Source organism: Microcystis aeruginosa NIES-4325 (genome assembly GCF_008974145.1).
Lineage (GTDB): Bacteria > Cyanobacteriota > Cyanobacteriia > Cyanobacteriales > Microcystaceae > Microcystis > Microcystis aeruginosa_G.
On record NZ_BJKP01000040.1, the window covers coordinates 1 to 26,653 of the forward strand.

Annotated in this window: 28 protein-coding genes, 1 tRNA gene and 2 pseudogenes; 15 read left to right on the top strand and 16 right to left on the bottom strand. The window is 43.6% G+C overall.

Going from position 1 to position 26,653, the window contains the following annotated elements; translation table 11 throughout:
- Both MiAbW_RS16610 and MiAbW_RS16615 read left to right on the top strand, forming a co-directional pair.
- Window positions 1-431: Rpn family recombination-promoting nuclease/putative transposase (locus tag MiAbW_RS16610; RefSeq protein ID WP_151697006.1), on the top strand; the 431-nt coding region annotated here is incomplete at its 5' end.
- Window positions 432-1,301, top strand: coding sequence for an Rpn family recombination-promoting nuclease/putative transposase (locus MiAbW_RS16615; protein WP_151697007.1), 870 nt, complete (start codon window positions 432-434; stop codon window positions 1,299-1,301).
- A gap of 248 nt (window positions 1,302-1,549) precedes the next feature.
- On the opposite strand, the gene MiAbW_RS16625 is transcribed toward MiAbW_RS16615, so the two are convergent.
- Entirely contained in the window at window positions 1,550-2,101 is a 552-nt protein-coding gene (locus tag MiAbW_RS16625; RefSeq protein WP_151697008.1) for a hypothetical protein, read from the bottom strand.
- Window positions 2,102-2,383: 282 nt separating this feature from the next.
- Here MiAbW_RS16625 and MiAbW_RS20605 point away from each other — a divergent pair.
- Window positions 2,384-2,650, top strand: a pseudogene (locus MiAbW_RS20605) (Rpn family recombination-promoting nuclease/putative transposase); the annotation flags it as partial.
- A 64-nt stretch (window positions 2,651-2,714) separates the two neighbouring features.
- Here MiAbW_RS20605 and MiAbW_RS20745 read toward each other — a convergent pair.
- The 4 genes and pseudogenes from MiAbW_RS20745 to MiAbW_RS16650 all read right to left on the bottom strand — a co-directional run.
- Window positions 2,715-2,795: pseudogene (locus MiAbW_RS20745) on the bottom strand (PEP-CTERM sorting domain-containing protein); the annotation flags it as partial.
- Between the two features lie 320 nt (window positions 2,796-3,115).
- The gene (locus MiAbW_RS16640; RefSeq protein WP_151697009.1) at window positions 3,116-4,294 is read right to left on the bottom strand and encodes an LL-diaminopimelate aminotransferase; all 1,179 of its coding nucleotides are present in this window, start codon (window positions 4,292-4,294) and stop codon (window positions 3,116-3,118) included.
- A gap of 16 nt (window positions 4,295-4,310) precedes the next feature.
- Entirely contained in the window at window positions 4,311-4,673 is a 363-nt protein-coding gene (locus tag MiAbW_RS16645) for a thioredoxin family protein (RefSeq protein ID WP_151697030.1), read from the bottom strand.
- Between the two features lie 45 nt (window positions 4,674-4,718).
- Window positions 4,719-5,597, bottom strand: coding sequence for an ABC transporter permease (locus tag MiAbW_RS16650; protein ID WP_151697010.1), 879 nt, complete (start codon window positions 5,595-5,597; stop codon window positions 4,719-4,721).
- Between the two features lie 222 nt (window positions 5,598-5,819).
- Here MiAbW_RS16650 and MiAbW_RS16655 point away from each other — a divergent pair, with 222 nt between their 5' ends.
- Genes MiAbW_RS16655 through cobT form a run of 3 tightly spaced genes read left to right on the top strand, consistent with a single transcriptional unit; the run spans window position 5,820 to window position 7,573 of the window.
- Window positions 5,820-6,053, top strand: a complete 234-nt coding sequence (locus MiAbW_RS16655) for a hypothetical protein (RefSeq protein WP_052426663.1) — start codon at window positions 5,820-5,822, stop codon at window positions 6,051-6,053.
- Entirely contained in the window at window positions 6,041-6,451 is a 411-nt protein-coding gene (locus MiAbW_RS16660) for a type II toxin-antitoxin system VapC family toxin (RefSeq protein WP_151697011.1), read from the top strand. The genes MiAbW_RS16655 and MiAbW_RS16660 overlap by 13 nt, the downstream gene beginning before the upstream one ends.
- A 27-nt stretch (window positions 6,452-6,478) precedes the next feature.
- Window positions 6,479-7,573 (top strand): nicotinate mononucleotide-dependent phosphoribosyltransferase CobT, encoded by a 1,095-nt coding sequence (cobT, locus tag MiAbW_RS16665; protein WP_151697012.1) that lies wholly within the window; start codon window positions 6,479-6,481, stop codon window positions 7,571-7,573.
- Here cobT and MiAbW_RS16670 read toward each other — a convergent pair.
- The gene (locus MiAbW_RS16670) at window positions 7,515-7,826 is read right to left on the bottom strand and encodes a hypothetical protein (RefSeq protein ID WP_238707325.1); all 312 of its coding nucleotides are present in this window, start codon (window positions 7,824-7,826) and stop codon (window positions 7,515-7,517) included. The genes cobT and MiAbW_RS16670 overlap by 59 nt on opposite strands.
- 223 nt (window positions 7,827-8,049) lie before the next feature.
- Between MiAbW_RS16670 and MiAbW_RS16675 the strand changes: the two genes are divergently transcribed.
- The 3 genes from MiAbW_RS16675 (at window position 8,050) to mrdA (ending at window position 12,886) form a co-directional block, all read left to right on the top strand.
- A complete protein-coding gene (locus MiAbW_RS16675) occupies window positions 8,050-9,105 on the top strand; it encodes a Fe(3+) ABC transporter substrate-binding protein (RefSeq protein ID WP_151697013.1) in 1,056 nt (351 codons plus the stop codon).
- Between the two features lie 263 nt (window positions 9,106-9,368).
- Window positions 9,369-10,478, top strand: a complete 1,110-nt coding sequence (locus MiAbW_RS16680) for an S-(hydroxymethyl)glutathione dehydrogenase/class III alcohol dehydrogenase (RefSeq protein WP_151697014.1) — start codon at window positions 9,369-9,371, stop codon at window positions 10,476-10,478.
- A gap of 509 nt (window positions 10,479-10,987) precedes the next feature.
- Complete coding sequence (gene mrdA / locus MiAbW_RS16685) at window positions 10,988-12,886, top strand: penicillin-binding protein 2 (RefSeq protein WP_151697015.1); 1,899 nt, start codon at window positions 10,988-10,990, stop codon at window positions 12,884-12,886.
- Window positions 12,887-13,015: 129 nt separating this feature from the next.
- Here mrdA and MiAbW_RS16695 read toward each other — a convergent pair.
- The 5 genes from MiAbW_RS16695 to MiAbW_RS16715 form a co-directional block, all read right to left on the bottom strand.
- Window positions 13,016-13,107: transfer RNA gene (locus MiAbW_RS16695), tRNA-Ser, on the bottom strand.
- A gap of 61 nt (window positions 13,108-13,168) precedes the next feature.
- On the bottom strand, window positions 13,169-13,888 hold the full coding sequence (locus MiAbW_RS16700) for a DevA family ABC transporter ATP-binding protein (protein WP_151697016.1): 720 nt from the start codon (window positions 13,886-13,888) through the stop codon (window positions 13,169-13,171).
- Window positions 13,889-13,906: 18 nt separating this feature from the next.
- Window positions 13,907-15,079 (bottom strand): ABC transporter permease DevC, encoded by a 1,173-nt coding sequence (devC, locus tag MiAbW_RS16705; RefSeq protein WP_151697017.1) that lies wholly within the window; start codon window positions 15,077-15,079, stop codon window positions 13,907-13,909.
- Window positions 15,080-15,086: 7 nt separating this feature from the next.
- Window positions 15,087-16,370 carry an HlyD family efflux transporter periplasmic adaptor subunit gene (locus MiAbW_RS16710; protein WP_151697018.1) on the bottom strand — a complete coding sequence of 428 codons (1,284 nt, stop codon included), beginning with the start codon at window positions 16,368-16,370 and terminating at the stop codon, window positions 15,087-15,089.
- A 31-nt stretch (window positions 16,371-16,401) separates the two neighbouring features.
- On the bottom strand, window positions 16,402-16,974 hold the full coding sequence (locus MiAbW_RS16715; protein ID WP_151697019.1) for a TetR/AcrR family transcriptional regulator: 573 nt from the start codon (window positions 16,972-16,974) through the stop codon (window positions 16,402-16,404).
- A gap of 135 nt (window positions 16,975-17,109) precedes the next feature.
- Between MiAbW_RS16715 and MiAbW_RS16720 the strand changes: the two genes are divergently transcribed.
- The 4 genes from MiAbW_RS16720 (at window position 17,110) to MiAbW_RS16740 (ending at window position 22,268) form a co-directional block, all read left to right on the top strand.
- Window positions 17,110-17,400, top strand: coding sequence for a DUF2288 domain-containing protein (locus MiAbW_RS16720; RefSeq protein WP_151697020.1), 291 nt, complete (start codon window positions 17,110-17,112; stop codon window positions 17,398-17,400).
- 120 nt (window positions 17,401-17,520) lie between these two features.
- Window positions 17,521-18,543: an oxygen-dependent coproporphyrinogen oxidase gene (gene hemF, locus MiAbW_RS16725; protein ID WP_151697021.1), complete on the top strand. Its 1,023-nt coding sequence runs from the start codon at window positions 17,521-17,523 to the stop codon at window positions 18,541-18,543.
- Between the two features lie 241 nt (window positions 18,544-18,784).
- Window positions 18,785-19,759, top strand: a complete 975-nt coding sequence (tilS, locus tag MiAbW_RS16735) for a tRNA lysidine(34) synthetase TilS (RefSeq protein WP_151697022.1) — start codon at window positions 18,785-18,787, stop codon at window positions 19,757-19,759.
- A 208-nt stretch (window positions 19,760-19,967) separates the two neighbouring features.
- The gene (locus MiAbW_RS16740) at window positions 19,968-22,268 is read left to right on the top strand and encodes an ATP-dependent helicase (RefSeq protein WP_151697023.1); all 2,301 of its coding nucleotides are present in this window, start codon (window positions 19,968-19,970) and stop codon (window positions 22,266-22,268) included.
- Here MiAbW_RS16740 and MiAbW_RS16745 read toward each other — a convergent pair.
- A complete protein-coding gene (locus MiAbW_RS16745; RefSeq protein WP_151697024.1) occupies window positions 22,233-22,472 on the bottom strand; it encodes a DUF6737 family protein in 240 nt (79 codons plus the stop codon). The two genes, MiAbW_RS16740 and MiAbW_RS16745, sit on opposite strands and share 36 nt — an antisense overlap.
- Before the next feature lie 126 nt (window positions 22,473-22,598).
- Between MiAbW_RS16745 and MiAbW_RS16750 the strand changes: the two genes are divergently transcribed.
- Window positions 22,599-23,165 (top strand): hypothetical protein, encoded by a 567-nt coding sequence (locus MiAbW_RS16750; RefSeq protein ID WP_151697025.1) that lies wholly within the window; start codon window positions 22,599-22,601, stop codon window positions 23,163-23,165.
- A 34-nt stretch (window positions 23,166-23,199) separates the two neighbouring features.
- Here MiAbW_RS16750 and MiAbW_RS16755 read toward each other — a convergent pair whose 3' ends face one another.
- The 3 genes from MiAbW_RS16755 to MiAbW_RS16765 all read right to left on the bottom strand — a co-directional run bounded on the left by MiAbW_RS16755 (window position 23,200) and on the right by MiAbW_RS16765 (window position 25,299).
- On the bottom strand, window positions 23,200-24,081 hold the full coding sequence (locus MiAbW_RS16755; protein WP_151697026.1) for a 4-hydroxybenzoate solanesyltransferase: 882 nt from the start codon (window positions 24,079-24,081) through the stop codon (window positions 23,200-23,202).
- 167 nt (window positions 24,082-24,248) lie between these two features.
- On the bottom strand, window positions 24,249-24,746 hold the full coding sequence (locus MiAbW_RS16760; protein WP_108936620.1) for a DUF427 domain-containing protein: 498 nt from the start codon (window positions 24,744-24,746) through the stop codon (window positions 24,249-24,251).
- 37 nt (window positions 24,747-24,783) lie between these two features.
- Window positions 24,784-25,299, bottom strand: coding sequence for a DUF1499 domain-containing protein (locus MiAbW_RS16765; RefSeq protein WP_151697027.1), 516 nt, complete (start codon window positions 25,297-25,299; stop codon window positions 24,784-24,786).
- 70 nt (window positions 25,300-25,369) lie between these two features.
- Here MiAbW_RS16765 and MiAbW_RS16770 point away from each other — a divergent pair, with 70 nt between their 5' ends.
- A complete protein-coding gene (locus MiAbW_RS16770) occupies window positions 25,370-25,573 on the top strand; it encodes a hypothetical protein (protein ID WP_002762986.1) in 204 nt (67 codons plus the stop codon).
- Between the two features lie 73 nt (window positions 25,574-25,646).
- Here MiAbW_RS16770 and MiAbW_RS16775 read toward each other — a convergent pair whose 3' ends face one another.
- Window positions 25,647-26,111, bottom strand: coding sequence for an SRPBCC family protein (locus MiAbW_RS16775; protein WP_151697028.1), 465 nt, complete (start codon window positions 26,109-26,111; stop codon window positions 25,647-25,649).
- Window positions 26,112-26,653 lie beyond the last annotated feature (542 nt).

The following is a 26,653-nucleotide window of genomic DNA, read 5'->3' on the forward strand; positions in this document are numbered from 1 at the left end:
GTTATTATCTGAATCAATTAGGTGAGGGGGATTCTCTGGGGGTAAAAGTGTTACAATTAATTGTAGAATCGGAACAAAAGACCTTAGCCCAAGGCAAAGAACTGATTCAACAAGTTAGACAACAATTCCAGGAGTCTTTAAAAAGACAGGATATTCTAGAATTAATCGAGACAATTATCATTTATAAACTGCCCAAATTAAACCGTAAGGAGATAGAAGCTATGTTTAGTTTAAGTGATTTAAGAGAAACTAAAGTCTATCAAGAAGCTTTGGAGGAAGGCAGAGAGGAAGGCAGAGAAGAAGGAGAATTATCGGCTAAATTAAACTCTATACCCCGTTTATCGGTCTTAGGATTAAGTGTAGAACAAATTGCCCAAGCTTTAGACTTAGAGATTGAACAAGTACAACAAGTCATTGATGGACAAAATTGAGTGAAAACGGACAGTATTTTCTATCGTCTCTTTCAGACTTTTCCGCAAAGTTTCTTTGATTTGCTCAATCTTCCCCCGGAAACCGTCAATCATTATCAATTTTCCTCCCTAGAAGTTAAACAACTAGCTTTTCGTTTAGATGGGGTTTTTCTTCCCGATAACCTCAATGATCCGATTTACTTTGTTGAGGTACAATTTCAAAAAGATGAACGGTTTTACTCGCGCTTTTTTAGTGAAATATTTCTCTATTTTCATCAGAGTGAGAGTAATAACAATTGGCAAGGGGTGATCATTTATCCCCATCGGGAAATTGAAAACAGTCCCAAATCTCGTTATCAAGAATTCTTTGAGTCAGGACGGGTTAACTGTTATTATCTGAATCAATTAGGTGAGGGGGATTCTCTGGGGGTAAAAGTGTTACAATTAATTGTAGAATCGGAACAAAAGACCTTAGCCCAAGGCAAAGAACTGATTCAACAAGTTAGACAACAATTCCAGGAGTCTTTAAAAAGACAGGATATTCTAGAATTAATCGAGACAATTATCATTTATAAACTGCCCAAATTAAACCGTAAGGAGATTGAAAAAATGTTTAGTTTAAGTGATTTAAGAGAAACTAAGGTCTATCAAGAAGCTTTAGAGGAAGGCAGAGAGGAAGGCAGAGAGGAAGGCAGAGAGGAAGGCAGAGAAGAAGGAGAATTATCGGCTAAAAAAAGCCTAATTTTGCGTCAGCTAAATTTAAAACTAGGTTCTATTCCTTTAAAGGTAGAACAAAAAATTAAACAGTTAAATCCTAATCAATTGGATAATTTGGCTCTTGCCTTATTGAACTTTTCCGATTTGGAAGATTTGCACCAATGGTTAAATTAAAGAAAAAAGCCTTAGATTTAACCAAGATATTCTAGAGGAAGGAGAGGAAAAAGGCAAAAAGGAAAAAGCTCGACAAATTGCCCTGAAAATGCTTTCTCCTGGTTTTCCTGTCCCAGAAATCGCTCGATTTACTGATTTATCCCCCGACGCAATCAATCAATTACCAAGACAGCAGCACAATTAAAGCTTTTAACCGCAAAGGGTGGGGAATTAGGAAAATTTCGGCTCATTTCCCCACCCCACACCGATTAACGACGTTTAGCGACGCTACGCACCACTAAACCACTACCTAGTATGCCTAATCCGATAAGACCAAAAAGTTCGGGAGTGGACACTGGCGGCTGACTCGGACTAAATGCCTGTAAGCGATCGTCGAACGTATCGGCTACAGAAATATTATCACCGCTATCGACGGCGATATCACGGGGGCGATTGAACTGAACGTCCACCGAATCGGAGCTACCGAAAGCGGACTGGAAGACACCACTGAACTGACCGTACCCCGAACCAGGGTTACTGAAAGTGGACTGGAAGACATCACTGGAGTCGGATGGCTGTACGCGATCGTTGAACGTATCGGCTACATAGATATTACCACCGCTCCCGCCGTCGATACCAGAGGGGGAATTGAACTCACCGTTCCCCGAACCAGCGGCACCGAAAGTGGAAGAAAAAGACAAACTGGTCGCAGTGGCACTGGTGGCGATACTAATACATCCGAGCGCAGTGGCCGTGACTAGGGAAAAGGATTTCAGCAAAGCCTTTAATAAGCCATGCTTCTTACTTCTGCCGTTGTTCATAAATATAGCTAATGTTACAAAACTTAATAGAATTAAACTGTTTGTAACTTACCTCTTTCTCTAGCAATTGTCAAGAAATTTTTATAGCGGTGTGCAGTCGTATGAGGTACAGTGTCACGAGCTATAAACCATGCTAGGCAAAGCTTGGTTTGTATCTCACTCAAGCGCTTACCGCTATAGGAAGATTTGAGTGCATGGTTAAAACTGAATTTTGCCGATAATGTATTCCGCGCTACGATTTTACTGGGCAACAGTTGCGACAAATACAGGATGTCAACACCGGCGATCGAGGGTATTCTCGCTGGGTTAGTATTAAATCGAGAGACGATCAAAAAAATCCCTCGGAGTGACATTATGAGAGAATCCGTCATCTATCAAGATATTTTAGAGGAAGGCGAGGAAAAGGGACTACAAAAAGGTAAAGAAGAGAAAGCTCGATAAATTGCCATAAAAATGCTATCTGCTGGTTTTCCTGTCCCAGAAATTGCCCGATTTACTGATTTATCCCCCGACGCAATCAATCAATTACCAAGACAGCAGCACAATTAAAGCTTTTAACCGCAAAGGGTGGGAAATTAGGAAAATTTTAACTCGTCTCCCCACCCCACACCGATTAACGACGTTTAGCGACGCTACGCACCACTAAACCACCACCTAGTATGCCTAATCCGATAACACCAGAAGGTTCTGGCGTGGACACATTACCAATATCACCCGAAATATTCAGAAGCAACAAGGCGAAAGTTATCCATTGCAGCATAACCACTGCTTAGCAGCAATTCTAAATTTAGGGTTTCATGACATAAAAAGCCTTATATAGCAAAAAATGGGTTATTTAGGACGCTTTCAATTTTCAAACTCTTATCGGTCAAGGGTTTCAGCGATTGATTGTCCTAACCACCCCGATCTTTGCTATAGCAAGAGGGTTGTACAATTCTTAACAATTGGAGTGATTGCTGAAACGACGCCAAATCGTTCCAAATTTATTTTTGCTGACTGCTTAGAGTATCGGTTTTATCCCAAAAAAGCGCCAATTTTCTCCACGGCAGCCTCTAGAATATCGGGATCGTGAACTAGGGCAAAACGCACATAACCCTCGCCACCCTTGCCAAAACCGGAACCGGGAGAGACCGCGACACCGGTTTGGGCCACCAATTGCCGACAAAAATCTACGGAATTACCCGGCCAACTGGGGGGAATTTTCGCCCAAACGTACATAGTGGCGGCCGGGGTGGCAACTGGCCAACCGATGCGATTTAGGGCATTAATAAACACATCCCGGCGTTTTTGGAAGATAGCGACGGTTTCCTTAACCGAATCTTGATTACCAGTTAAAGCAGCGATCGCACCGTTAAGGATGCCCAAATACTGATTAAAATCAACCATAGCTTTAATCTGTCGCAAAGCCATAATTAACTGCGGGTTGCCAATGGCGAAACCGATGCGAAAACCGCCCATATTATAGGACTTGGAAAAGGTAAAAAACTCGATCGAATTAGTTTTAGCTCGATCGGCCTGTAAAATTGATGGGGGAGGCGATGTTCCCGCAAAAAAGATGTCTAGATAGGGAAAATCGTGGATTAAAACTAAATTATGCTGACGGCAAAAATTAACCGCTTTTTGGAAAAATGCCAAAGGTGCGATCGCTGTGGTGGGATTATGGGGATAACTCAAGACCATCAGCTTCGATTGTGCCAGCACTGCCGCAGGAATGTCCTCTAAAACCGGCAGAAAGTCATTTTTTGACAAAATTGGCATCCCGTAGATTTGACCGCCCGCAAGGGCAACACCGCCCAAATGGGAGGGATAACCCGGATCGAGGAGTAGGGCAAAATCCCCAGGGTTGAGAAGGGCTAAAGGTAGATGGGCTGTGCCTTCCTGAGAACCAATCAGGGGTAAAACCTCCGTTTCTGGATCGATGGGGACACCAAAGCGATCGCTATACCAGTTAGCGGCAGTTATTCGGAAGTCTCTGGTCCCATTATGGAGTAAATAGCCGTGGGTGTGAGGATCGTGGAGAGATCGCTCAATCGCATCGATAACATGGGGGGCAGCCCCAAGATCGGAGGAACCGAGCGAAAGATCAATAATGGTATTACCCGCTTCTCTACTGGCAGCTTTTGCCCGATCCATATCGGCAAAAACGTTGGATTGCAGTGCCTGTAAGCGGTGTGCTAGGGTTAAGTTACTCATAACCACAGATACCTAATTAGCTGACATAGGTATCGATAAAAGATTGTAATTGTTGTTTGCCGATCGCCCCTTCATGACTGGCAATAATTTCGTTATTTTTAAAGATGCGTAAAGCGGGAACACCTTCCACCTTACATTTAGCCACCGAGTCGGGGTTAGGATCCACTTCTAGTTTAACTACTTTTAGCCGTTCGTCGTAGGTTTTGGCCACCCAATCGATCGAGGGGGATACCAGACGACACGGACCGCACCAACTCGCCCAAAAATAGACTAAAACGGGTTTTTCGACCTCAAAAACCTCTTGGTCAAACTTCTGATCGCTAATGACAGTTACGCTACTCACAGTATTTATTTCCTCACCATCGCTACTGATCATCATAGAGGTTCCGGGTAATTTTCGGCAATTATCTATTTCCACAATTCCTCAAACATTAGGATCGAAGACATCGCGTAAACCATCACCGATAAAATTAATACTTAACACCGTGATCACGATAGCCAGAGCGGGAAAAATGACCAAGTGGGGGGCAGTTGTCAAGTAATCTTTAGCTTTAAATAACATTTGTCCCCAAGTCGGCACATCGGGGGGGAAACCCAAACCCAAAAAACTCAGGGTTGACTCGGTAATAATCGCATTACCCACCGCTAAAGTAGCTGCCACGATTATCATCCCCAAAACATTAGGTAATAAATGCACCCAGATCAAACGCCAAGGATTGGACCCCAAAGCTTTTGCAGCCGAGATAAACTCCATCTCCCGTAATTTTAAGAAATTTCCCCGCACCAATCGCGCCACCGACATCCAATTTAAACCCCCGATCACCAAAACCACGAGGATAAAAATACCCGTTTCTGGTCCGGCGATTTTTTTGATACTATCGCGAAATAGATAGACAATCAGTAAAAGTAGGGGTAATTGCGGCAAAGATAGAAATAAATCCGTTAATCGCATCAATAAGCCATCGATCGCCCCCCCGTAAAACCCAGAAATAGACCCGATTGCCGTCCCCAGAATCATCGCCACCATCATAGCGGCAATCCCCACCGCCAGGGAAATTCGACCCCCCACCAAAATCCTCGCTAATTGATCCTGGCCCAGATCATTAGTCCCGAAAAGATGTTTTAAACTAGGGGGAGCGGTGGTTTGACTAAAATCAATGGTATCGATGGGGACTCGATAGAAAATCGGACCGAATAGAACAGCAAGAATAATTATCATTAATGCGATCGCTCCTATTACCGCCAGGGGATCTCGGTAAAAACGTTGCCAAGTATCGATAATTGCAGAAGACAGGGAAGACATAAGCTGTTAAGTGTTTAAATTACTTTTTGAGACGAGACATTCTTGCATTGGGGGAGATTCCGCTAATCTAAGAATAAACGGTTTAAATGAGTCTTAGCTTACCAAATGCGGAGAAAGTTTTTAGTCTGCTGTATTTTAGGTAAAATCTCAAGATGAGTCCCTTTATTGAAGGAACCGTTGTGTTATAATATAACTCAAGTTCAGAAAATAGAGAGTAAAACTATGACTGTTAAAGAACTTATTCAAACAGCAATTGATAATTTACCTGAAGAACAACTAGATGAACTTTATCAATTAATTAAAAATTTCACCGCCAGCAAAAACAACTTATTAGAAGAAAAAACATCCTTATTTAAACGGCGTTTTCCAGTGGAGAATATGGTGGGTAAAGCTAAAATACTAGGTGATATAGTCAGTCCTATTGTAGATGAAGAAGATTGGGAATGTCTGAAGTAATTGTGCTTGATACTCATATTTGGTTGTGGTTAATAAATGGCAATTTTGACAGATTTCCCGATCATTGGCTAGAAAAATTTGAGTTAGCAGAATCTCTCGGAGTTTCCCCCATTTCTTGCTATGAAATAGCCCTTGCTAACCAACGGGGAAGATTAGAATTAAGTTATCCCCTTCAAGAGTGGATTCAACAAGCTTTAACAGTAGCTAAAATAGATATATTTTCAATTACCCCAGAAATTGCCATTAGAGCCGTTAATTTATCTCCCATTCACAAAGATCCTTTTGACCGTATTATTATGGCTACAGCCTTAGCATACGGGGCAAAACTGGCTAGTATTGATAACTTATTTTCTAAATATGTCGAAATCAAAGATCATCTCATGGAGAGAGGGAAATAGTGATAAGTAAGAGGACAAAATCAACAGATGATTAAAATTTACACGGAAATCGAACAGGGGCAAAATTGGTTAGAGCGCCATCAAAAATCTTGTCCGATATTTGCCCTAGTTTTGGGGTTTACCGAGACAGGATTAATCTCCGGAATCTCCACCGCCGGCGCTACCCCAGAAGATAGAAAATACACTGCGATCGCCGATGCCGAATTTATCGTTAAAGGAGTTTCACCCCATCCCCGTTATCCCTTACCCCCCCTAACGGTGGGAGCCTCCCCCGCCTATATTACCCGCGCCGTGGTGGAAAAATTAGCCATTCCCGTCCGGGTTTTTAACGCCGGTTTACCCTTGCCCCCAGCCGTCGATTATATCGAACTAGGGGGACAACCAGCCCGTTGTCTCTCCACCAGCCGCGCCCTAGATCTCCCCATAGTAAAACACCTGTTCGCCCAAGGACTAACCTGGGGAGAAAAATTAGCCCGCGAGTCTAGTTATCTAATTATCGGCGAGTGTGTGGTCGGTGGCACCACCACCGCCCTCGCCATCCTCACCGGATTGGGTTATCAAGCCAAAGGCAAAGTTAACAGCAGCCATCCCCAGTGCAATCATGCTCATAAACAGGCAATAGTTGAGCAGGGATTAGCCCGAAAAGAATTTTTTGATCCTTTTGAGGTAATTGCCGCCCTAGGCGATCCTCAGCAGATTTTCGTCGCTGGCATGGCCATCGCCGCCAGTGGGCGGGGTGGGGTACTCCTCGCCGGAGGAACCCAAATGTTGGCGGTTTCTGCCCTAATTCAAGCTCTAGTGGCTAAATATGCCTATCCGGTTAACTGGGAAAATATCATCGTCGGCACAACTCGTTGGGTAGCGGAAGATAAAACGGGGGATACAATCGGATTAGCCAGCATGATCGGAAAAATACCCTTATTAGCCACAAAATTAGATTTTTCTGCCTCTAAATACCCTGTTTTGCAAGCTTATGAACAGGGTTTCGTCAAGGAAGGAGTCGGTGCGGGGGGATGTGCGATCGCATCTTATCTGTACCAGAATTGGACTAATCAAGATTTGGTCAAAGCGATCGAAAATTTAATCGGGCTAAAATATGTTGGGCAATTTTTTCCCCATTGACTAGATTATCAAACTGATAAAAATAATCACTTTGCTCTTGATATTGTTTGGTAAAGTTATCGCCGGTGTTATTAATATCTATTCCATAACAGTAAATTTCAAATTGCTCTCGATTTCGCCACTGTAACCATCCTTGAAACAGTTTCGCTACCCTGTGATGACGCAAGTGAGCAGGTCTCCCGATGCTAACATTAGCTCGATCGCTTGTTGGTGATCGCTGTTGATCATTATCTTTGACTCTCGTTGCTCTCATTCCACAATAGCCTCGATCGAGCTTAGGGTAACATCTCAGACTTATTGAATTTAAATAGCGATAGATTTGGGGATTTATTAGTCCCATCAAAACAAAAAACCCTGATTTTACCTTGATTTTACGCCATCTAGCGCCCTAGCCTGACAAACAAATTTTTGCACAGATAAGAATTATTCTCAATAGCTGTATAATAACAAAAGACAACTTTGCCAAGAATCTAGCAATGAACGATAAAATAACTCGGAGAGTCTTTCTAGGCGCGGGAACAGCCACCTTAGCCCTAGCGGTGGGGCAATTAGGGAAAATAAACGAGGTTTCCGCCCAAACTAAACAATTAAACCTCTATTCCTCCCGTCACTACAACACCGATCGACGATTGTACGACAACTTCACCCGACAAACGGGAATAAAAATTAACCTCGTGGAAGGGGAAGCAGACCCATTAATCGAACGAATCAAAAGCGAAGGCCGCAATAGTCCTGCTGATATACTCCTGACGGTAGATGCGGGGAGACTATGGCGCGCCGACCAACAGGGAATTTTTGCCCCCGTCAATTCCCGTATTCTTACCCAAAGAATTCCCGCTAATTTGCGTCACCCCAAAGGTCACTGGTTTGGGTTTAGTAAACGCTTGCGGGTAATTATGTACAACAAAGACAGAGTTAACCCCAGAGAAATCGATTCCTATGCAGATTTAACCAATCCCAAATGGAAAGGAAAAGTCGTCACCCGGTCATCCAGTAACATCTATAGTCAATCTTTTACCGCTTGGTTAATCGACATCCAAGGGGAAACGGCCGCAGAAAAATGGTGTCGGGGATTAGTGGCTAATTTTGCCCGTTCACCCCAGGGGAATGATAAGGCACAAATCGAAGCTGTAGCCGCAGGAATTGCCGATTTAGCCCTAGCTAACACCTATTACTTGGCTGGGTATGCCGAAGAAAAAGACCCAGCTAAACGGGCAATTTATGACCAAGTAGGCGTAATTTTCCCCGACCAAACAGGGCGCGGCGCTCACGTTAATATTAGCGGTGGTGGTTTAATTAAAACTGCCCCCAATCGAGAATCGGCAATTAAATTTTTAGAATATCTTTCTAGCAATGAAGCACAGAACTTTTTTGCCAAGGGTAATCAAGAATATCCTGTGGTCAGAGGAATTGCTTTAGACCCTGTTTTAGCAAAACTAGGACGCGGGAAAGAAGATACTGCCAGCGTAGCCGATTATGGTCCTAATTTAGCCAAAGCAGTCCAGGTAATGAATCGCGCCGGTTGGAAATAAGTTATCAGTTATCAGTTATCAGTGGGAAGTAGGAAGTGGGAAGTAAGTATCTAAGCAAAATTAATTACACATCTAAGCCGTCAGTCGAAGGCTTAGATGTGACCAGTAAACAGTGAACTGAAAACTCAAATCCGATCGCTGATAGCTATCTTCAAGGTGAAATAGTGAAGAAAAGCAGAAAAAATCCTGATAGTTTTGATTTATTAGCTACAATATCCCATTTTAGCGGTATTCTACTAGAAAAAACCTATTGCTTTTAGCCTATGGATGTTCGAGCGGCAGTTGCCCTAGAAGCGGGAAAACCCCTAACCATTGAAACGGTACAATTAGCAGCACCACAAGCGGGGGAAGTGTTAGTAGAAATCAAAGCCACGGGAGTTTGTCACACCGATGCCTATACTCTCTCTGGGGCCGATCCTGAAGGCTTATTTCCCTCAATTTTAGGCCATGAAGGGGCCGGAATCGTGGTAGAAGTGGGAAAAGGTGTCACTAGCCTAAAAGTGGGTGATCCTGTGATTCCCCTATACATTCCCGAATGTCGTCAGTGCGAATACTGTCTCAGCTTTAAAACCAATCTCTGTCAAGCAATTCGTCTTACCCAAGGTCGGGGAGTAATGCCGGATGGAACCAGTCGTTTTTCCCTCGATGGTCAGCCTCTTTATCACTACATGGGAACCTCGACTTTTGCTAACTATACCGTGCTGCCGGAGATTTCCCTAGCCAAGATTCGCCCGGATGCTCCCTTTGAAAAAGTCTGTTATATCGGCTGCGGAGTCACTACAGGTATCGGTGCGGTGATTAATACCGCTAAAGTGGAACCGGGGGCCAAAGTGGTGGTTTTTGGTCTGGGAGGTATCGGTTTAAACGTTATTCAAGGGGCCCGTTTGGTGGGGGCCGATATGATTGTCGGGGTCGATATCAATCCCCATAAACAAGCTTTAGCGACCAAATTCGGGATGACTCATTTTGTTAATCCCCACGAAATCGAGGGGGATTTAGTGGCCTATCTGGTGGATTTAACTAAAGGTGGGGCCGATTATAGTTTTGAGTGTATCGGCAATGTCCAGATTATGCGTCAAGCTTTGGAATGTTGCCATAAGGGTTGGGGTGTTGCCACTATTATCGGTGTAGCCGGGGCTGGCCAGGAAATTAGTACCCGTCCTTTTCAATTAGTCACCGGACGCGTCTGGAAAGGTACGGCTTTTGGTGGGGCAAGAGGTCGTACGGATGTACCAAAAATAGTCGATTGGTACATGGAGGGCAAGATTAACATTGATGATTTAATCACCCATGTTCTGCCTCTGGCAAGAATTAACGAGGCCTTTGACCTGATGCGACAAGGGGATTCTATCCGCAGTGTGATTACATTTTAACAAGGGATAATGTTACATATAGTTAAGAAACACTTGACAAACTCTTAACTATATGTATGCGCCAGTTTCCTGGCTCTCTTTAACTTACTATAGAAGCGATCAATCTTTGTGTCCTCTGTGTCTGGAGTGGTTCCTTCCACTCCCAGTATTTACTCCGATTTTGTTAAGATATATTGCGGATACCCTGAACTTTAGTAAACAGAGGAGCTAAATCACCTAGTATTGCGTCCTTTTCAGTGAACAGTGAACAGTGATCAGTAACCAGTGATCAGTAACCAGTAACCAGTGACCAGTGAAAAGACATCAGGAAAGTGCTATTTAAAACTACTCACTTAATACTTCTTACTTAAAACTCAAATCTCATAACTGATGACTGATGACTGATAACTGATAACTGATAACTGATGACTGATAACTGATAACTGATGACTGATAACTGATAACTGATAACTGATAACTGATGACTGATAACTGCCCTAATAACTTTTAAATTTTATAACTTTAAGCAAATGCGTAATAGCGGACTCCTATCAAAAACCAAAGTCAAACTGAAACCGAAAAAAACGCTCACCTCGCCGACGCGGCCAGCGCAGAATAAATTACAGAATAAAATCAAAGATAAAGAGCGTCTAGTCGGTCGTCAGCGTCAGTCATGGCTAATTATGGGATTAATTAGCATTGTCCTGCTAGGAGGAGTTGGCTCACGATTGGCCTATTTACAACTGCAGCAAGGACAAATTAACCGAGAAAGGGCAGAAAATAACCGGATTCGCATTCTTCCCAAACCCCCAGTCCGGGGCAACTTATTCGATCGCAATGGCAAAGTTTTGGCCACGGCCCGCTTAACCCATGCGGCCTATATTTGGCCCAAATCCCAGCGTAATCCCGCCCAAAAACTCAATCTTGACCGTTTAGCCAGTATTTTAGCAATTCCCAAAAGCGACCTAGAAAAACGCATTAACGAAGCGGACGAAAACCCCTCCACCCTGATCCGCATCGCTAGGGGTTTAACTCCGGCCCAAATTATTGCCTTAGAGGAATACAAGGACGAATTAACTGGCATTGAAGTGGACGTGGAATCAGTGCGCTACTACCCCAATGGTAAAATCGGGGCGCATATTCTCGGTTATACCGGGGAACTAACCCCGGAGGAATATCAAGCCAAAAAACCCCAGGGCTACCGATTGGGAGATGTCGTCGGTAAAATGGGTGTAGAAGCCGCCTACGAGTCAAAATTGCGGGGAGAATGGGGGGGAATGCAGTTAGAGGTCAACGGATCGGGACAAGTAATCCAAATTCTCGGCCAAAAAATTGCTAAACCGGGGCAAGATGTCACCCTGACACTAGATTTAAAACTCCAAAAAGCCGCCGAGGCCGCTTTAGGAAAACGCAAAGGTGCGATCGTGGCGATCGATCCCCGGGATGGTTCCGTGCGGGCCATGGTCAGTTATCCTAGTTTCGATCCCAATGTTTTCTCGGCCCCAATTACCACCGCCACTTGGAAAAAACTGCAAGCGGAGGGCAACCCGTTTGTTAACCGCGCCCTGCAAGGATTCCCCCCCGCTTCCACCTTTAAAGTCGTCACTGCCACTGCTGGCATGGAATCGGGTAAATTTCCCCCCAATACGGTCTTAAATACCTTTGCCGCCCTTTATGTGGGGGGGACAGCTTTCGGGGAATGGAATCGCGCCGGTTTTGGTCCGATGGGTTTTGTCCGGGCTATGGCCATGAGTAGTAACACTTTTCACGGTCAAATTGGTCGCGGGGTGGGGGGACCGGCTTTAATTGCCATGGCCCGGCGCTACGGTTTCGGTCAGAAAACTGGGATAGAATTAGCGGAAGAAACTCCAGGGTTGATTGCCGATCGCGATTGGAAACTGCGTAATTTTAAAAACTGGGATTGGTCTGTAGGGGATACGATTAATATGTCGATCGGTCAAGGATTTACCCTGGCGACTCCCCTACAGGTAGCTGTGATGTTTGCCGTCCCCGCTAACGGTGGTTTTTTGGTGAAACCGCACCTTTTACAGGATGCCCGGGATGTTAAGGAATGGCGAAAATCTTTGAACATGAAACCTAGCACCCTAGACACCCTAAGAAAGTCCCTGAGAGCCGTGGTAGCGGAAGGAACTGGTCGGGCCCTATCGGACCCCGCTTTGCCGCCTGTAGCGGGCAAAAGCGGCACAGCAGAAGCACCTCCGGGCAAGTCCCACGCTTGGTTTGGAGCTTTCGCACCCTTCGACGTAGCTCAGGGTAAACCTTTTGATAAGCCCGAAATTGTTGTGGTCGCCTTTGCGGAACATTCCGGCGGTGGTGGTGGTAAAGTGGCCGCACCTATGGTACGTCAGGTAATGGAGGCTTATTTTAATGTGAAGCCGAAAGAAGAAAAACCCAGGCCAAAGCCCTAGAGACTTGTGGCAGTAAGCGGCACACAGCGCAGGGTGATTCCCGTGGCCGTGGCGATTTTTTGCGCCTAAATTGCTCATATTTCAGCGTTTACGGATCGGAAATTGGTATTCCGTTATACCGAAAAAACACGGAGAGGGAGGGATTCGAACCCTCGGTACGGTCTTACGATTCGTACAACAGATTAGCAATCTGCCGCATTCGACCACTCTGCCACCTCTCCAAGATGACATTATTTTAGTCTAACATGAAAGGCCGATTTTTGGCAAGTAATTTTTGGGCAGTTAATCGCTTAAACGACCATCCTCCATATTGACAATGCGATCGGCGATGTCGAGAATCCGGTTATCGTGGGTGACGAGTAAAATCGTGCAACCTTGTTCTTTTGCCAATTTCTGCATTATTTCCACCACATCGCGCCCGGATTGTTTATCTAAGGCCGCGGTCGGTTCATCAGCGAGGACTAATTTGGGATGACTGACGAGGGCGCGAGCGATCGCCACCCGTTGTTTTTGTCCCCCCGATAGATCATGGGGATAATAATCAACGCGGTCCCCTAAACCCACCGACTCCAGAATTGCCGTGGCTTTTTGATCGAGATCTTGTTCTAAAAACTCCTCGTGCAGTTCCAGAGACATCCTCACGTTTTGTTTCGCTGTCAGGAATTTTAGTAAATTATGTGCTTGAAAAATATAGCCAATTTGTCGGCGAATTTTCAGCATTTTGCCCTTAGCAATTCCTAACATTTCTTGGCCGAGAATTTTTAAACTGCCCGCTTGTGCCGATCGCAAACCTCCCATTAAACTCAATAAAGTAGTTTTCCCCGATCCCGAAGGACCAGTCATAATCACTACTTCCCCCGCTTTAATTTCCAGATCGATATCGTATAAAACCTGTTTTCTTAATTCCCCCGTGCCAAAATAGTGATTTAAGCCTTTAATGGCAATTACGGGTTCATTAGGGCTAAAATCCCCTAATTCTCGCTCTTTTTGAAAAATCAGCATTATTTCACCCTTGATAGCTTAGAAAATATCGGCCGGATCTGCTGTCCTTAATTTGCCCATAGCGACAATTCCAGAGACAATACACATAATAATTGTCAGGATTAAAACTTCGATCGCCCTAGCGGTAGTCATCATGATCGGTAGAAGTGTAGCGGAGGAAGCGAGATTATAAACACCTAGAGAGACGATAAACCCTGGTATATACCCCAAAACCGCTAGTAATAAAGCCTCTTGCATCAAAACCCCGACTAAATACCAATCACCGTAACCCATAGCTTTTAGGGTAGCGTATTCGGGTAAGTGATCGGTGACATCGGAATAGAGAATCTGATAGACAATGACGATACCGACGATAAAACCGACTACTGTACCTAAACCAAAGATAAAACCAATCGCTGTACCATTTGCCCAATAGGTTTTTTCCCTTTCGGCAAATTCTTCTAAAGTAAGGACTATTACTTCATTTTTAGGGAAAAGTGCCTGTAAATTGGCTTTTACTGCCTCGATATTTGCCCCGGGTTGCAGTTTAATCAGTCCTAGATCGATTTCGTGGGGTTGGCGTTCGGGAAAGAGCCTTAAAAAGGTAGAATCACTACTAATGACGTTACCATCGGCAGCAAAGGAGGCACCAAGGGTAAAAATTCCCGCTACCTGTACCTCTTTTTTATTTAACTGAACTGTCAAATCGGGGTTTTTCTGGAGTAAATCGGCAATTGGACCGAATTCTGGTCTTCCTGCTTGATCATACAGGACGCGATTTAACATCTTCAGATCACTGGATTTTTGATTAACTTCCGGGAGGGTAAAAACCCGTTGACTGGGATCAAAACCAAAGACTAAAGTAGTTCTTTCTAGGGTAGTTTCGGGATTGCGCCACTGGGCCGAAGCAATATAAACTGAGGCTATAGATTGAATGCCCTCGACTCTTTTAGCTTGGTACAAGCGATCGCGTGAGAAACTTTTCACGGCAAAGAGGGTATCAAATTGGGGATTAATCAGGACTAAATCCGCATCGAGGACATAATGGGGTTTAACGGAAGCATCAAATAAGGCATCCCGAAACCCCAACTGTGTGAAAATCAGGAAGTCAGCAAAGGCAATCCCGGCAATAGCTACAATCAAACGGGTTTTCTCTCGCGTCACCTGTAACCAAGATAGGGGCGTTTTTTTGAATAGATGGGTTAGTTTCATCGAAAACCTACTCATTGATAGTTACAGTTACTTGGGAATTGGTTAAACCTGCCACTTTTTGACTGTTTTTGCGATCTAAGGCAATGCGGACAGAGATAACTTTGCGATCGAAGTTTTCTCCTGGTTGATTGCTGAAGATATTTTGTTGGTCAACTTTTAAGGCAATTAAGCGCACTTTTCCCCTAACTTCGCCCGTAAACGCCGATCCGGTAATTTTAGCAGTTTGTCCCTCGCGAATTTTCCCGATATCGCTTTGATAGATTTCGGCAATTACTTCCATGCGCTCGGTTTCAGCGAGGTCAACAATTCCTTGAGCGCTGATTTGTTCCCCGATACGGGTATTGACTTTAATCACTTTGCCGGTAATTGGCGATCGAATATAAGCTTGATTTAACTCGGTTTGGGCTTTTTTAACGGCAACTAGGGCAGCATTTACCTCCGCTTGGGCTGCCCGCACATCGACTTCCCGCACTTCCGAGACTTGATTTAAAGTGGATCTGGCCTCTTTGATCTGCTGTTGACCGGTGGATTCAGTCCGGGCTAGGGTAGTCTTGGCTTCTTCTATCTGTTGTTTACCGGTGCGTTCAATTCTCTCTAGGGTAACTTTTGCTTCTGTTAGTTGTTGATTACTGGTTTCTAAATTTAGTCTTTTACTATCAAAACTAGAGGCGGAAATAGCCCCTTCTTGATAGAGTTTTTCGTGGCGATCAAATTCAGCTTTAGCATTGCGATATTCTGCTTCTAATTTAGCAATTGTCGCTTTTTGGGCAGCCCTATCCCCTTCTAATTGCGCTGTTAATCTTTGGATAGTTGTCCTTTGGGTTGCTTGATCCCCTAACCATTGTGCCTCGATTTTCCGCACGTTAGCGGCATTAGCATCGATTTCGCCGACTTTTGCCCCAGCTTTCACCTGTTCTAGTTTGGCTGCGGCTACTTTCACCTGTTCTTGTGCCTGTCGCAGGTTATCCTCTAATCTTTCCTGACTTTCGAGAATGGCGATTATTTGTCCTGTTTTGACGCTATCTCCTTCATCGACTAATAATTGCATGACTCGATCGGAATCAAGCAACATCGGGGCAGATATGCTGATAATTTCTGTCCTCGGTTCAATTCTGCCTAAAGCGGTGATTTTTTGCGGTGTGGGCGACGCAATTACAGGGGTTTTAGTTTCGGGTTTGGTGGCGACTTGGGAAAGACTATAAAAGGTGGTTATTCCTAATAATCCTGTGCCTAATACTATTAACCCGATCATTAACTTTTGATTTGGTTTAACAAAAGTTTTACCTTTCATGATTTTTTAGTTAATAAGTGATTGTTGGGGGTTAACAGTTTTTCTGCAAATAAGTAGTAATAATTTTACCTAATAATTCCATTTGTTCATCGATCACAATCTGTTCATTGCACCACAGGCGCTCTAATATCAGTCCATTAATAACGCTGACAACTAACCAAGCTACACTCGGATCGCTAATACCTAAAATCTCGATTACTGCCTGATGATAGCGGCGATCAACGCACTCAAAAAATTGACTACGACGCAGTTCTTCTCGTCCTTGATATTGAGAATAATCAATCCATAAGAATAATTGTTTGATGCAGGAATCCTCGCAATTAGTCATAAATTTTCCGAGAATTTTTAGCTTTTCTGTCAGGGTTTTTCCTCGATCGATCTCGGCTTTAGCTAATAAAACATCCTGCCGGCACATCTCCTCAACTAATTGCTCGAAAAGTGCCGCTTTACTGGGAAAGTAGTGATACAGCGTTCCCGTGGACACTCCCAATCCTTGCGCTAATTCTCTCGTCGTCATGTCAGCATAGCCTTTCTCGGCAAAGAGTTCGGCACTTTTTAAGAGGAGTTCTTTTCGGTATTGTTCTACATCTACTATCTTAGGCATAAGTTTAATATCGAACGTTCGTTATATTTTAGCTTAACATTACTATAGATGGGGAAATCGGTCGTCCCTTTGCCTGTATGCTAGAAGAAAGGGCTAATTCGTTATTGAGCGAGCTTTTTCGCAAGGATTGACAGTATGGGTAATATTCACGAGCAGTTATTAGAGGAATTAGCCGAAGTGGAGTGGAGTGACTTGATCCCCCATGCTCAAAGGGATGCGCTGATCCTGGTTTCCGATTCCCTCAATTTAATCGAAGTGGCAGAAGCGATCGCCAGTGATCAGGTTGCTCAAGTGCAGAATTGGATCGGGGAAAAACTACTAGAAAAGCCGACACAAGAGCAATTAAGCGATTGGAATTCCCATCCCGATAACCTTTTTAATGCACTAATCGTGCAACCTTTTGTGTTAATTCAGACCATAGTTTAGATAACACTGATCACTGAAAAACCCCCAACCCGTCTAAATGTTAAGTTAAGTATCGAAGATCGGCCGTTTCATCACCCAGTAGTAATATAATCACTGAGTTATCAATTTTGATCCTTGAGTATGACTGCATTCACCACAACCCCCACCCTTGCCAATTTGCCCGCCAGTGACAGCCGTAGCCGCGTCAGTGAATTTATGAAATCCCTACAGGATGAAATTTGTCAGGGATTAGAAGAAGTAGATGGACAAGCAAAATTTATCGAAGATAGTTGGCAACGGCCCGAAGGTGGCGGCGGACGTTCGCGAGTTTTGCGGGAAGGGGCAATTTTTGAACAAGCAGGGGTGAATTTTTCGGAAGTTTGGGGGAAAGAATTACCTCCTAGCATTGCCAAACAACGGCCCGAGGCTGCTGGTCATCAATTTTACGCCACGGGAACCTCGATGGTCTTACATCCTCGCAATCCTTATATTCCCACGGTTCACCTCAATTATCGCTATTTTGAAGCAGGTCCAGTTTGGTGGTTTGGCGGCGGTGCCGATTTAACTCCCTACTATGCTTTTGAAGAAGATGCTAGTCATTTTCACCGCACTTTTAAACAGGTTTGCGACCAACATCATCCCGAATATTATCCCGTTTTTAAACGCTGGTGTGATGAATATTTTTATCTCAATCATCGTCAGGAAGCCAGAGGCATCGGCGGGATTTTCTTTGATTACCAAGACGGTTTAGATCCTCTCTATCGCGGTCCTTTTGCCGAAAGTGAGGCCGCTATCTATTCAGAAAAACTATCTCCCCAACAACCCCGCAGCTGGGAAGAAATTTTTAGTTTCATTAATGACTGTGGCCGGGCTTTTCTACCCGCTTACGTTCCCATTGTTCAGAAACGGCGCTCGACGGAATACGGTGACAGAGAACGTCAGTTTCAACTCTATCGTCGCGGTCGTTATGTAGAATTTAATTTAGTTTATGATCGTGGCACGATTTTTGGGTTGCAAACTAACGGTCGTACCGAGTCGATTTTGATGTCTTTACCTCCTTTAGTCCGTTGGGAATACTGTTATCAACCGGCACCAAACACCCCAGAAGCAAAACTCTATGATGTCTTCCTCAAACCCCAAGATTGGGTTAATTGGCAAGGTTAAATCAGTTATCAGTTATCAGTTATCAGTTATCAGTTATCAGTTATCAGTTATCAGATTTGAGTTTTCAGTGAGCAGTATTAAATAGCAGTTTCCTACTGTCTTTTCACTGTTTACTGTTCACTGTTCACTGTTTACTGTTCACTGAAAATACTTCCCAATTCATAATTCATAATTCATAATTCTCTCACCCTTCTCCTTTTCTGGTTATCTGTCATTTGTCAAGTAAATAAATCTAAAAATTTTGGCTAATTTTTGGACACCTCTCCATACTCGTCTGGAAACTACGGTGAAAAAGGGAGAATTACTACCTAAAAATGCCTCTCTGTTAGTGGCATTGTCGGCGGGTCAGGATTCCCTCTGTTTAGGTCAATTATTGCTGGATTTGCGCTCTCGTTGGGGTTGGCAACTAGCGATCGCTCATTGTGATCACCGTTGGTCCCAGGACCGAGGATTAGTGGCTCACGTTCAGAAAATCGCCGAAATTTGGCAATTACCCGTTTACATTGCCACCGCACCCCCCATGGCGGAAACGGAAGCCAAAGCCCGACAATGGCGTTATCAAGCTTTACAAACAATCGCCCAAGAACAGGGTTTTAATTATCTTCTCACGGCACACACTAGGAGCGATCGAGCGGAAACTTTTCTTTATAATCTCACGCGCGGGGCTGGTAGTGATGGACTTTCTGCCTTAACTTGGTTGACAAGTTTAACCCCAGATATTTTTTTAGTCCGTCCCCTCTTAAATGTTACTCGCGGGGAAACTTTCGATTTTTGTCAAAGTCGAGAATTACCGATTTGGTACGATCGAGCTAATGAAAATTTACGCTATGCTCGCAATCGCATCCGTCGGGAATTATTACCCTACCTGCAAACTAATTTAAACCCCCAAATCGAAAAACATCTCGCCCAAACTGCCGAAATTTTGGAAGCAGAAAGCGATTTTTTAGATAGTATTGCCCAGGATATTTTTCGTCAGGTTATCGATCTAGATCAACAAAGACTCGATCGCTCTCCTTTACAAATTTTACCTCTAGCGATACAAAGACGAGTGATTCGTTTATTTTTGGCTCAACATTTACCCTCATCGCCTAATTTTGCCGAAGTTGAGTCAGTGGTTAATCTCATTACTGGTGTTAATCGCGATGCCACTTCCTCCTTAACTGGCAAAATTCGGGTAGAAGTACAACAAAATTGGCTACATATCAGTAATCAGTGATCAGTGATCAGATTACAGTTTTAAGTGGACAGTATTAGGGGAAAACTTCGCTACCGTCTTTTCACTGATTACTGCTTACTGTTTACTGTTCACTAAAAATCCCCATCTCCCCATTCTAGTTATCTGTAGGTAACTTTTACAGCAATTAGTTTAAGGATAAAATAAAATAGTAATACAATTAAACTAACAATAAAATTGGCGTGGCATAATGAGCGACACTAAAGTAATTAATCGAGAAAATTTACTGGTCAATCTCCGGCAACAACTGCGCGCCGGACAACAGGAATTAGCCGATTGGCAAGGGGGAAAAATGGCCATTTCTGCGGTGCCAGGGGCAGGAAAATCCCACAGTTTAGCCGTAGCTGCCGCCATGGTTATTGCTCGTGAGCAACTTCATGCTAAAAAACAGTTAATTATTGTCACTTACACGCGATCGGCTGCCGCTAGTATTAAAGCTAAAATTAAACAACGCTTGCAAGATTTACAACTTTCAGCCCAAGGTTTCAGCGTTCAAACTCTGCACGGACTGGCCCTACAATTGGCCCGTCGTTACCCAGAAGTATCGGGATTAGACCTCGAATCTTCTACCTTAGTTATTCCGACTCCTAGCCACAGAATTATTAGAAACTCAGTGGAAAAATGGCTAATTGCCGATCCAATTCGTTATCAAAAGTTATTAGAAGGAGTGGAATTTGATGGGGAAGAAACCGAAAGATTACGCCGTCAATCGGTGCTGAGAACTGAAATTTTACCTAGTCTTGCCCATACGGCCATTCATGAGCTAAAAAGTTCTGGATTATCACCGCAGCAAGTCTGGGAATTAAGCCACTATACCGACGATAATTATCAAATTCTCGCTATGGCTAGTGGTTTGTACAAACAGTATGAAATCCTGATGCGTCAGAAAAACTACATAGATTATGATGACATGATTTTAGGAGCCTTGCGAGTATTAAAGGAAGAAAAAATTCGTCGACAAGAGCAAAAATCTGTCTTTGGAGTCTTTGAAGATGAGGCACAGGATTCTAGTCCTCTCCAAGAAAAACTAATTACTATTTTAGCAAAAAATAATGACGAGGAAATACCTAATTTAATTCGCGTCGGCGATCCCAATCAAGCCATTAATTCCACCTTTACCCCCGCCGATCCTGTTTACTTTAATTGGTTTTGTGAAAGTTGTCAAAACCAAGGCAATTTATCCACTATGAACCAAGCAGGTCGCAGCAATAATAAAATTATTGAAGCTGCTAATTTAGTGTTACAATGGGTCGATCGAGATTGGAAACAGGGAAAAGATAATCATAAAGTTACCGAGGCTCCTTTTCGGGTTCAAGCGATTCTTCCCGTCAGCACTGAAGATCCCCAACCTAATCCAGTCAAGGAGGGAAAAGGATTAGAAATTTATCAACCCGATGACATTTATCAAACAGTAGAATTAATCGAAAAACGTCTAGTTAAATTACTCCAAGAAAACCCTCAACATAATGCCGCTATCCTCGTTAGAGAAAATCGACAAGGACACTTTTTTGCTCAAAAATTCGCCCATTTTTACAAAAGTTATCAAATCAGAATTTTTGAAGCTAACGAGATTGAACGCTTTTCCCAAATTCCCGCCGAAATGCTGAAACTATTAGCTTTTGTCGAACGTCCCCACTCTCCCGATTATCTCAAAGCGGTCTTAGAAGTGCTACAATTTAGGGGTTTAATTACTGCCCAAGACTTAAATCCTTTAGTTACCTATCCCGAACAATTTCTTTATCCCACTCCCCTCGATCCTGAACTGAAATCTAACGAAAAAATTGCCCGTCGTTATTGCTGCAGTTTACTAAAAGCTAGATTAGAATTACCCCATTATCAACTCCTATCTTTTTTCGCTATGACTCTCCAATATTCGGGGTCAGAATTAGCCACTTTGCAAAAATTAACCGCCCGTATTTATCAGGAAACTGCCGGTAATAGTTCTCTAAAAAATACAATTAATACTCTTAATGAAATTATCGCCTCTGAGCGCTTTGAAGGAGTGGAAGAAGATAACGACGATTGTTATACTCGTCCCGGACAACTGACGATTATTACTATGCACAAAGCCAAGGGTTTAGACTGGGATTATGTTTTTATTCCCTTTCTTCACGAAGATATTATTCCTGGCAAACCTTGGGTCCCCAATGGGGCGAAATTTTTGGGAGATTTTACCCTCGCAGAAGTAGCCCGAGCGCAAATTCGAGCAGCGGTTCATCAACGCTATTTAAACCCCGACAGCATACCAATTATTCCCCCACCTTTAAGCGCTTGGTTAGAAGCTGGACAACTTAAAAAAGCTGAAGAATACCGACTTTTGTATGTAGCGATGACGCGAGCAAAAAGACTTTTATGGATGTCGAGTGAAAAAAAAGCTCCTTTCCGTTGGAACACTTTTCGCGGAGACGAAAGTAGTCAATTACAGGATAAAAATCCCTGTCCTGTCTTTCCTGTTTTAATCAATGCTTTCCCCGATTCTTTCTGTGTTTAACTGTTGCTGCAGCGTCCTCGGATAAAGAATTAGGAAGACAAACCACCACAGGAGTATGGGAATAGATAGGAGTAGGGTTAACCAGAGATGCTGAGTTAAAAACCAACACCCGGCAATCAGGGTAATTCCTGTCAATAAAATCGACCAAGGTTGACACCAACGGGGTTTGTGGTCCCAAACGCTACTAGATTTCGAGTTAGACATTGGTTAAGGGGCGGTAATTTACTAACTTGATTTTATCGTACCTGACTATTCAGATAACTGCTACAATTTTGGGTAATTCTATCGATAGAGCTTCTTGTCTCTAGACAAACTAAGCTAAATTTTCCTATGATTGATGTCTTTTACCCAATTCCCAAGCTGTTAGATACTATTCTGACGGAGATTTATGCCGAAAATCGCCGTAAACATGAAGAAAGAATGACCGAATTGCAAATAATCTCTAATTCTTCCCTTCGCGATGCCTACGCTCAACAGCTATTATTAGATCGATTTCTTGCCCCCGTGGAAAATGCTCAACATAGCATTCAAAATGCCGCTAAACACGCTCAGTACATGGCAGAAGTAGTTAATTATTATCATCGTGACCATGGCTGTAGTCAAGAGCAAGCCCAAGAAATATCCCGTCAATTTCGGGCTTTAGCGGTTAAAATTTCTCAAATTGATTCTCTTTACGATTTAAAAATCATTTATCAAGTGGTTACTGTTTTCACCCAGCAATTATCAAGATTTAAACACCGAGAAAGAAATTATTCTTGGGAAAGGGAAATCAGAAAGGGTATTTTAGATCCCTTAAATACCTGCATTGCTGTGGAGAAAAATTTTCAAAGACGGGTAGCTTTGATGACTGGTGAACACCCATCAGCTAAGGTAATGGGATTATTAGAGTCAGAATAGACAAACTGACTCTAGGGACATTTTTGGGGGAGTTTTAATACAAACTTCCCCCAATCATAGCCGCTAATAAAATAAAACCGACCCAAACATTTTGAGCGAACATTTGACCATAAACTGGTTTAGGTAAATCCGATTGACGTAACAGCCGGTATTGACGCAACCAAGCGATCACCGCTAGACCCAACCCTAGCCAAAAAAAGGCTGATAACTGCATTTTTTGCCCCTCCCAAGCCAATAAACCCACTGTTAGGGCAAAAAAGACCCCTACGGCTTCTGGGGCGTATTTGCCGAAAAATATGGCACTAGAGTTAATACCAACCTTGAGATCATCCTCTCGATCGGACAGAGCATAAATAGTATCAAATGCCAATGTCCAAAAAATCACCGCTCCCCATAATATAAATGTATTACTATTTAACGACCCAGTGACGGCACTCCAACAGATTAAAACCGCAAAACCCCAAGCGAGAGAAAGAACCAATTGGGGTACGGGAAAAAAACGCTTGGCGAGAGGATAGCAGATAATCAAGGGAACGGCGGCTAAACATAGGCAAAAACTCAGGAAATTCAGATATAAAGCTAAAATTGCGGCGCAAAAGAAAGCAATTAGAGCGATAATCAAACCAACCTTGATCGATAAAGCTCTGGCCGCTAAAGGACGGTTACGAGTGCGATCGACCTGTGGATCGATATCCCGATCCCAAAGATCGTTAACCACACAGCCGGCGGCGCTAGTGGCCAAAGTTCCCAAAACGATCACCCCGATCAAGGGTAGTGGTGGCACCCCCTCTGCCGCCAAAAATACCGCCCATAAAGCGGGAATCATCAAAATTAACCTACCGGCGGGTTTATCCCAGCGCAAGAGGCGAATAATCGTCATCCAAGTGGGTTCTAGATCGGGTTGGGATATAGTCATAATTTCTCGTAAAAAGTAGAAACTAGGAGTTAAGGGGGTGTGGGGAAGTGGGGTGTGGGGAAAAAATTAATTAATATTAATTTTGGCCAGTAGCTACCTTTTGCCTTTTGCCTCTTGCCTTTTGCCCCTTCTGACAGGTAGCATAATACTCAAGGGACTTAACGTGATTACCAGCCCCAACTATTGGGAACGCCTTTAAACGGACCAACCACATCGGAGGTTATCCATCCTCCGTAAAAGTTGCCCGGTTGCGGCTGTACTAATTCCCCGTCAGCATAACAAGCGCTCATTTTGGCAGGATAAAAAGCCAGATAATTCTTAATTGCCTGAAACTCTGGTGTCGGGTCCGGATAATACCAAGCCGCGTTAATTGCCTGTTGATCCCCAACGGCGATATTATAATATCCGGCTAGACCTTTCCACTCACAAAAAGACTTTTCTGCTGTGGCTTGCAGGTATTCCATTTTAATATCTTGGGGCGGTAGATAATAAACTGGAGGATGACTGGTTTCTAGAACTCGATAACTGCTTTTAGTATCGGCAATTATCACACCATTAAAGATAATTTTTAGGTGTTTAGGCGATAATTCTAGGCGTGGGGGACGAGGATAATCCCAGACGGATTCCTGTCCTGCTTTTGCGGGTATCGGTTGGGGACGAAACATAATTTTTCTGATATTATTCTCCGAGTCAGTTCACCGTTTACTGTTTACTGATCACTGAAAAGAGTTTTCTCAGGGTTTCCACTCGTTCTCGATTGACATTTAAATCCGATTCTCCTAACCGGGAGGCCGAGCGAACATCGATCGCATTTTTGCTAGGATTAAGAGAAAATTCCACATCATCGACAAATCCCATCCATTGACTGCTAAATTCGGCGTAGAGATAGTTACTATCTTGGTTAATAATTTTAGTTCTCGGTTGGGAGGCGATAATTTTAGCTAATTGCTCGATCGCTTTTTCACCGCTACCCTGATAACTAAGGGGTTCGATCGAATGAGCCGGATCCTGACTCTGACTACTAACACAATTAGGAGTGGCCGGACAAGGGGCTAGTTTACCCTCCCTGACTCCCAAATAATCGGGACGAGTACCGGCGAATAAACTGACGCTATCGGGAGCAATTAACCTAATTCCTAGCCAGATGAGCAGTATTCCCAGGAAAATAAACGGGGTTAGCCGGAAAGATTTTTTCACCGTGTCGGAAGTTTCAGTCATGCTAGTCTTACAGAATCACTTCAATTAACTTAACATTGATAGGTGTGACAATATCAGGAGATAGAATAAGATGTTTCTGGATGAATTACAACCCGTTGTTAAAGAACTGATTCAACAACCGATCGCTTTTTTCGGTGGTTTTGCCTCTGGATTACTGCGCTTGAAACTTTCGGACGATCCCCTCAAAAAATGGTTAGAACAGCAGGGATTAGTCAGTTTTAACGACAATAATCAGGATAACGGCAACGGTCCCCAGTCGATCTCGATCGATTAGGGATCAGGGGTTAGCTGTTGGGGGTGAGGGTATTCTCCCATCCCCAAAACCCCCCGCTTACCACCCCATAAGCTTAACTTGTCGCTGAAAGTAGATAAATTTCCTCGGCTACTCGTTTTAAGCGTCTTAATTGCGCTTCCATATCCTTTTTAGTCCATTTGGCTGCGAATTGCTGGAATCCCCACCCCACAACTGGATTAGGAATCGCAAACTCAAAACGATTGATTAAACAAGTGCCGCCATCATTGGGTTGACATTCCCAGCGATCGCATCCGCGAAAAAAGCCTTCAAATTGCCAGACAATTAATCCCGGTTCTCTCTCAATCACCGTACTTTTGAGCGTTGGCTGAATTAGGGGGATTTGAATCAAAAAACGACTTCTCCCACCGATATCGGTCTTCCAATTGCCGATAGGTTCACAAACTAACACCGGATTCAACCAACGACGCATTAACTCTAAATCCGTGATACAACGCTCTACCGTCGTGGCACTAGCTTTAATCTGAATTGATTGTTCAAATACTTGACAAGATGACATTGATCTGCTTATAAATTGCTGGCTGAGAATTATCGGTAGTCGGACAAAAATAAAGTTAACTGTGCAGACAATGCAACAGTAAGGGTTTCGGACTTGATTACATTTCTTAACATAGTCTTGTTCATAGCCTTTCTCATCAAGATGAAGTGTAACCTAATTTGCTATGGACGACCGGCGACCGACTCCCCAAAACGAAAACTTCCTACCTCACCATTAAGATAACTGCTCTCAAGCTCACTTTTTCAGTAGCTTGAGCAACTCTCGAAAACGTTGGCGTAAACTCTCGATATTAACTGATTTCCCGCCATAACGCCAATCAACGTAGGCGCAAGCAATCTCCGAACCCTAACTAGGGTTGGCTGAATATTACTGGAAGCCTTACTACAAAAGGATTTGACTGATAGTTAGCAAGCACTATAGCGGTATGCACTTGCATGAGGTACAATAGAAGAGGACAATAAATTATAGACCTAGGCAGGAGCCACGACCCGATGAAGCCCTATTCTTTAGACTTGCGACAAAAGATCATCGAGACCTACGAG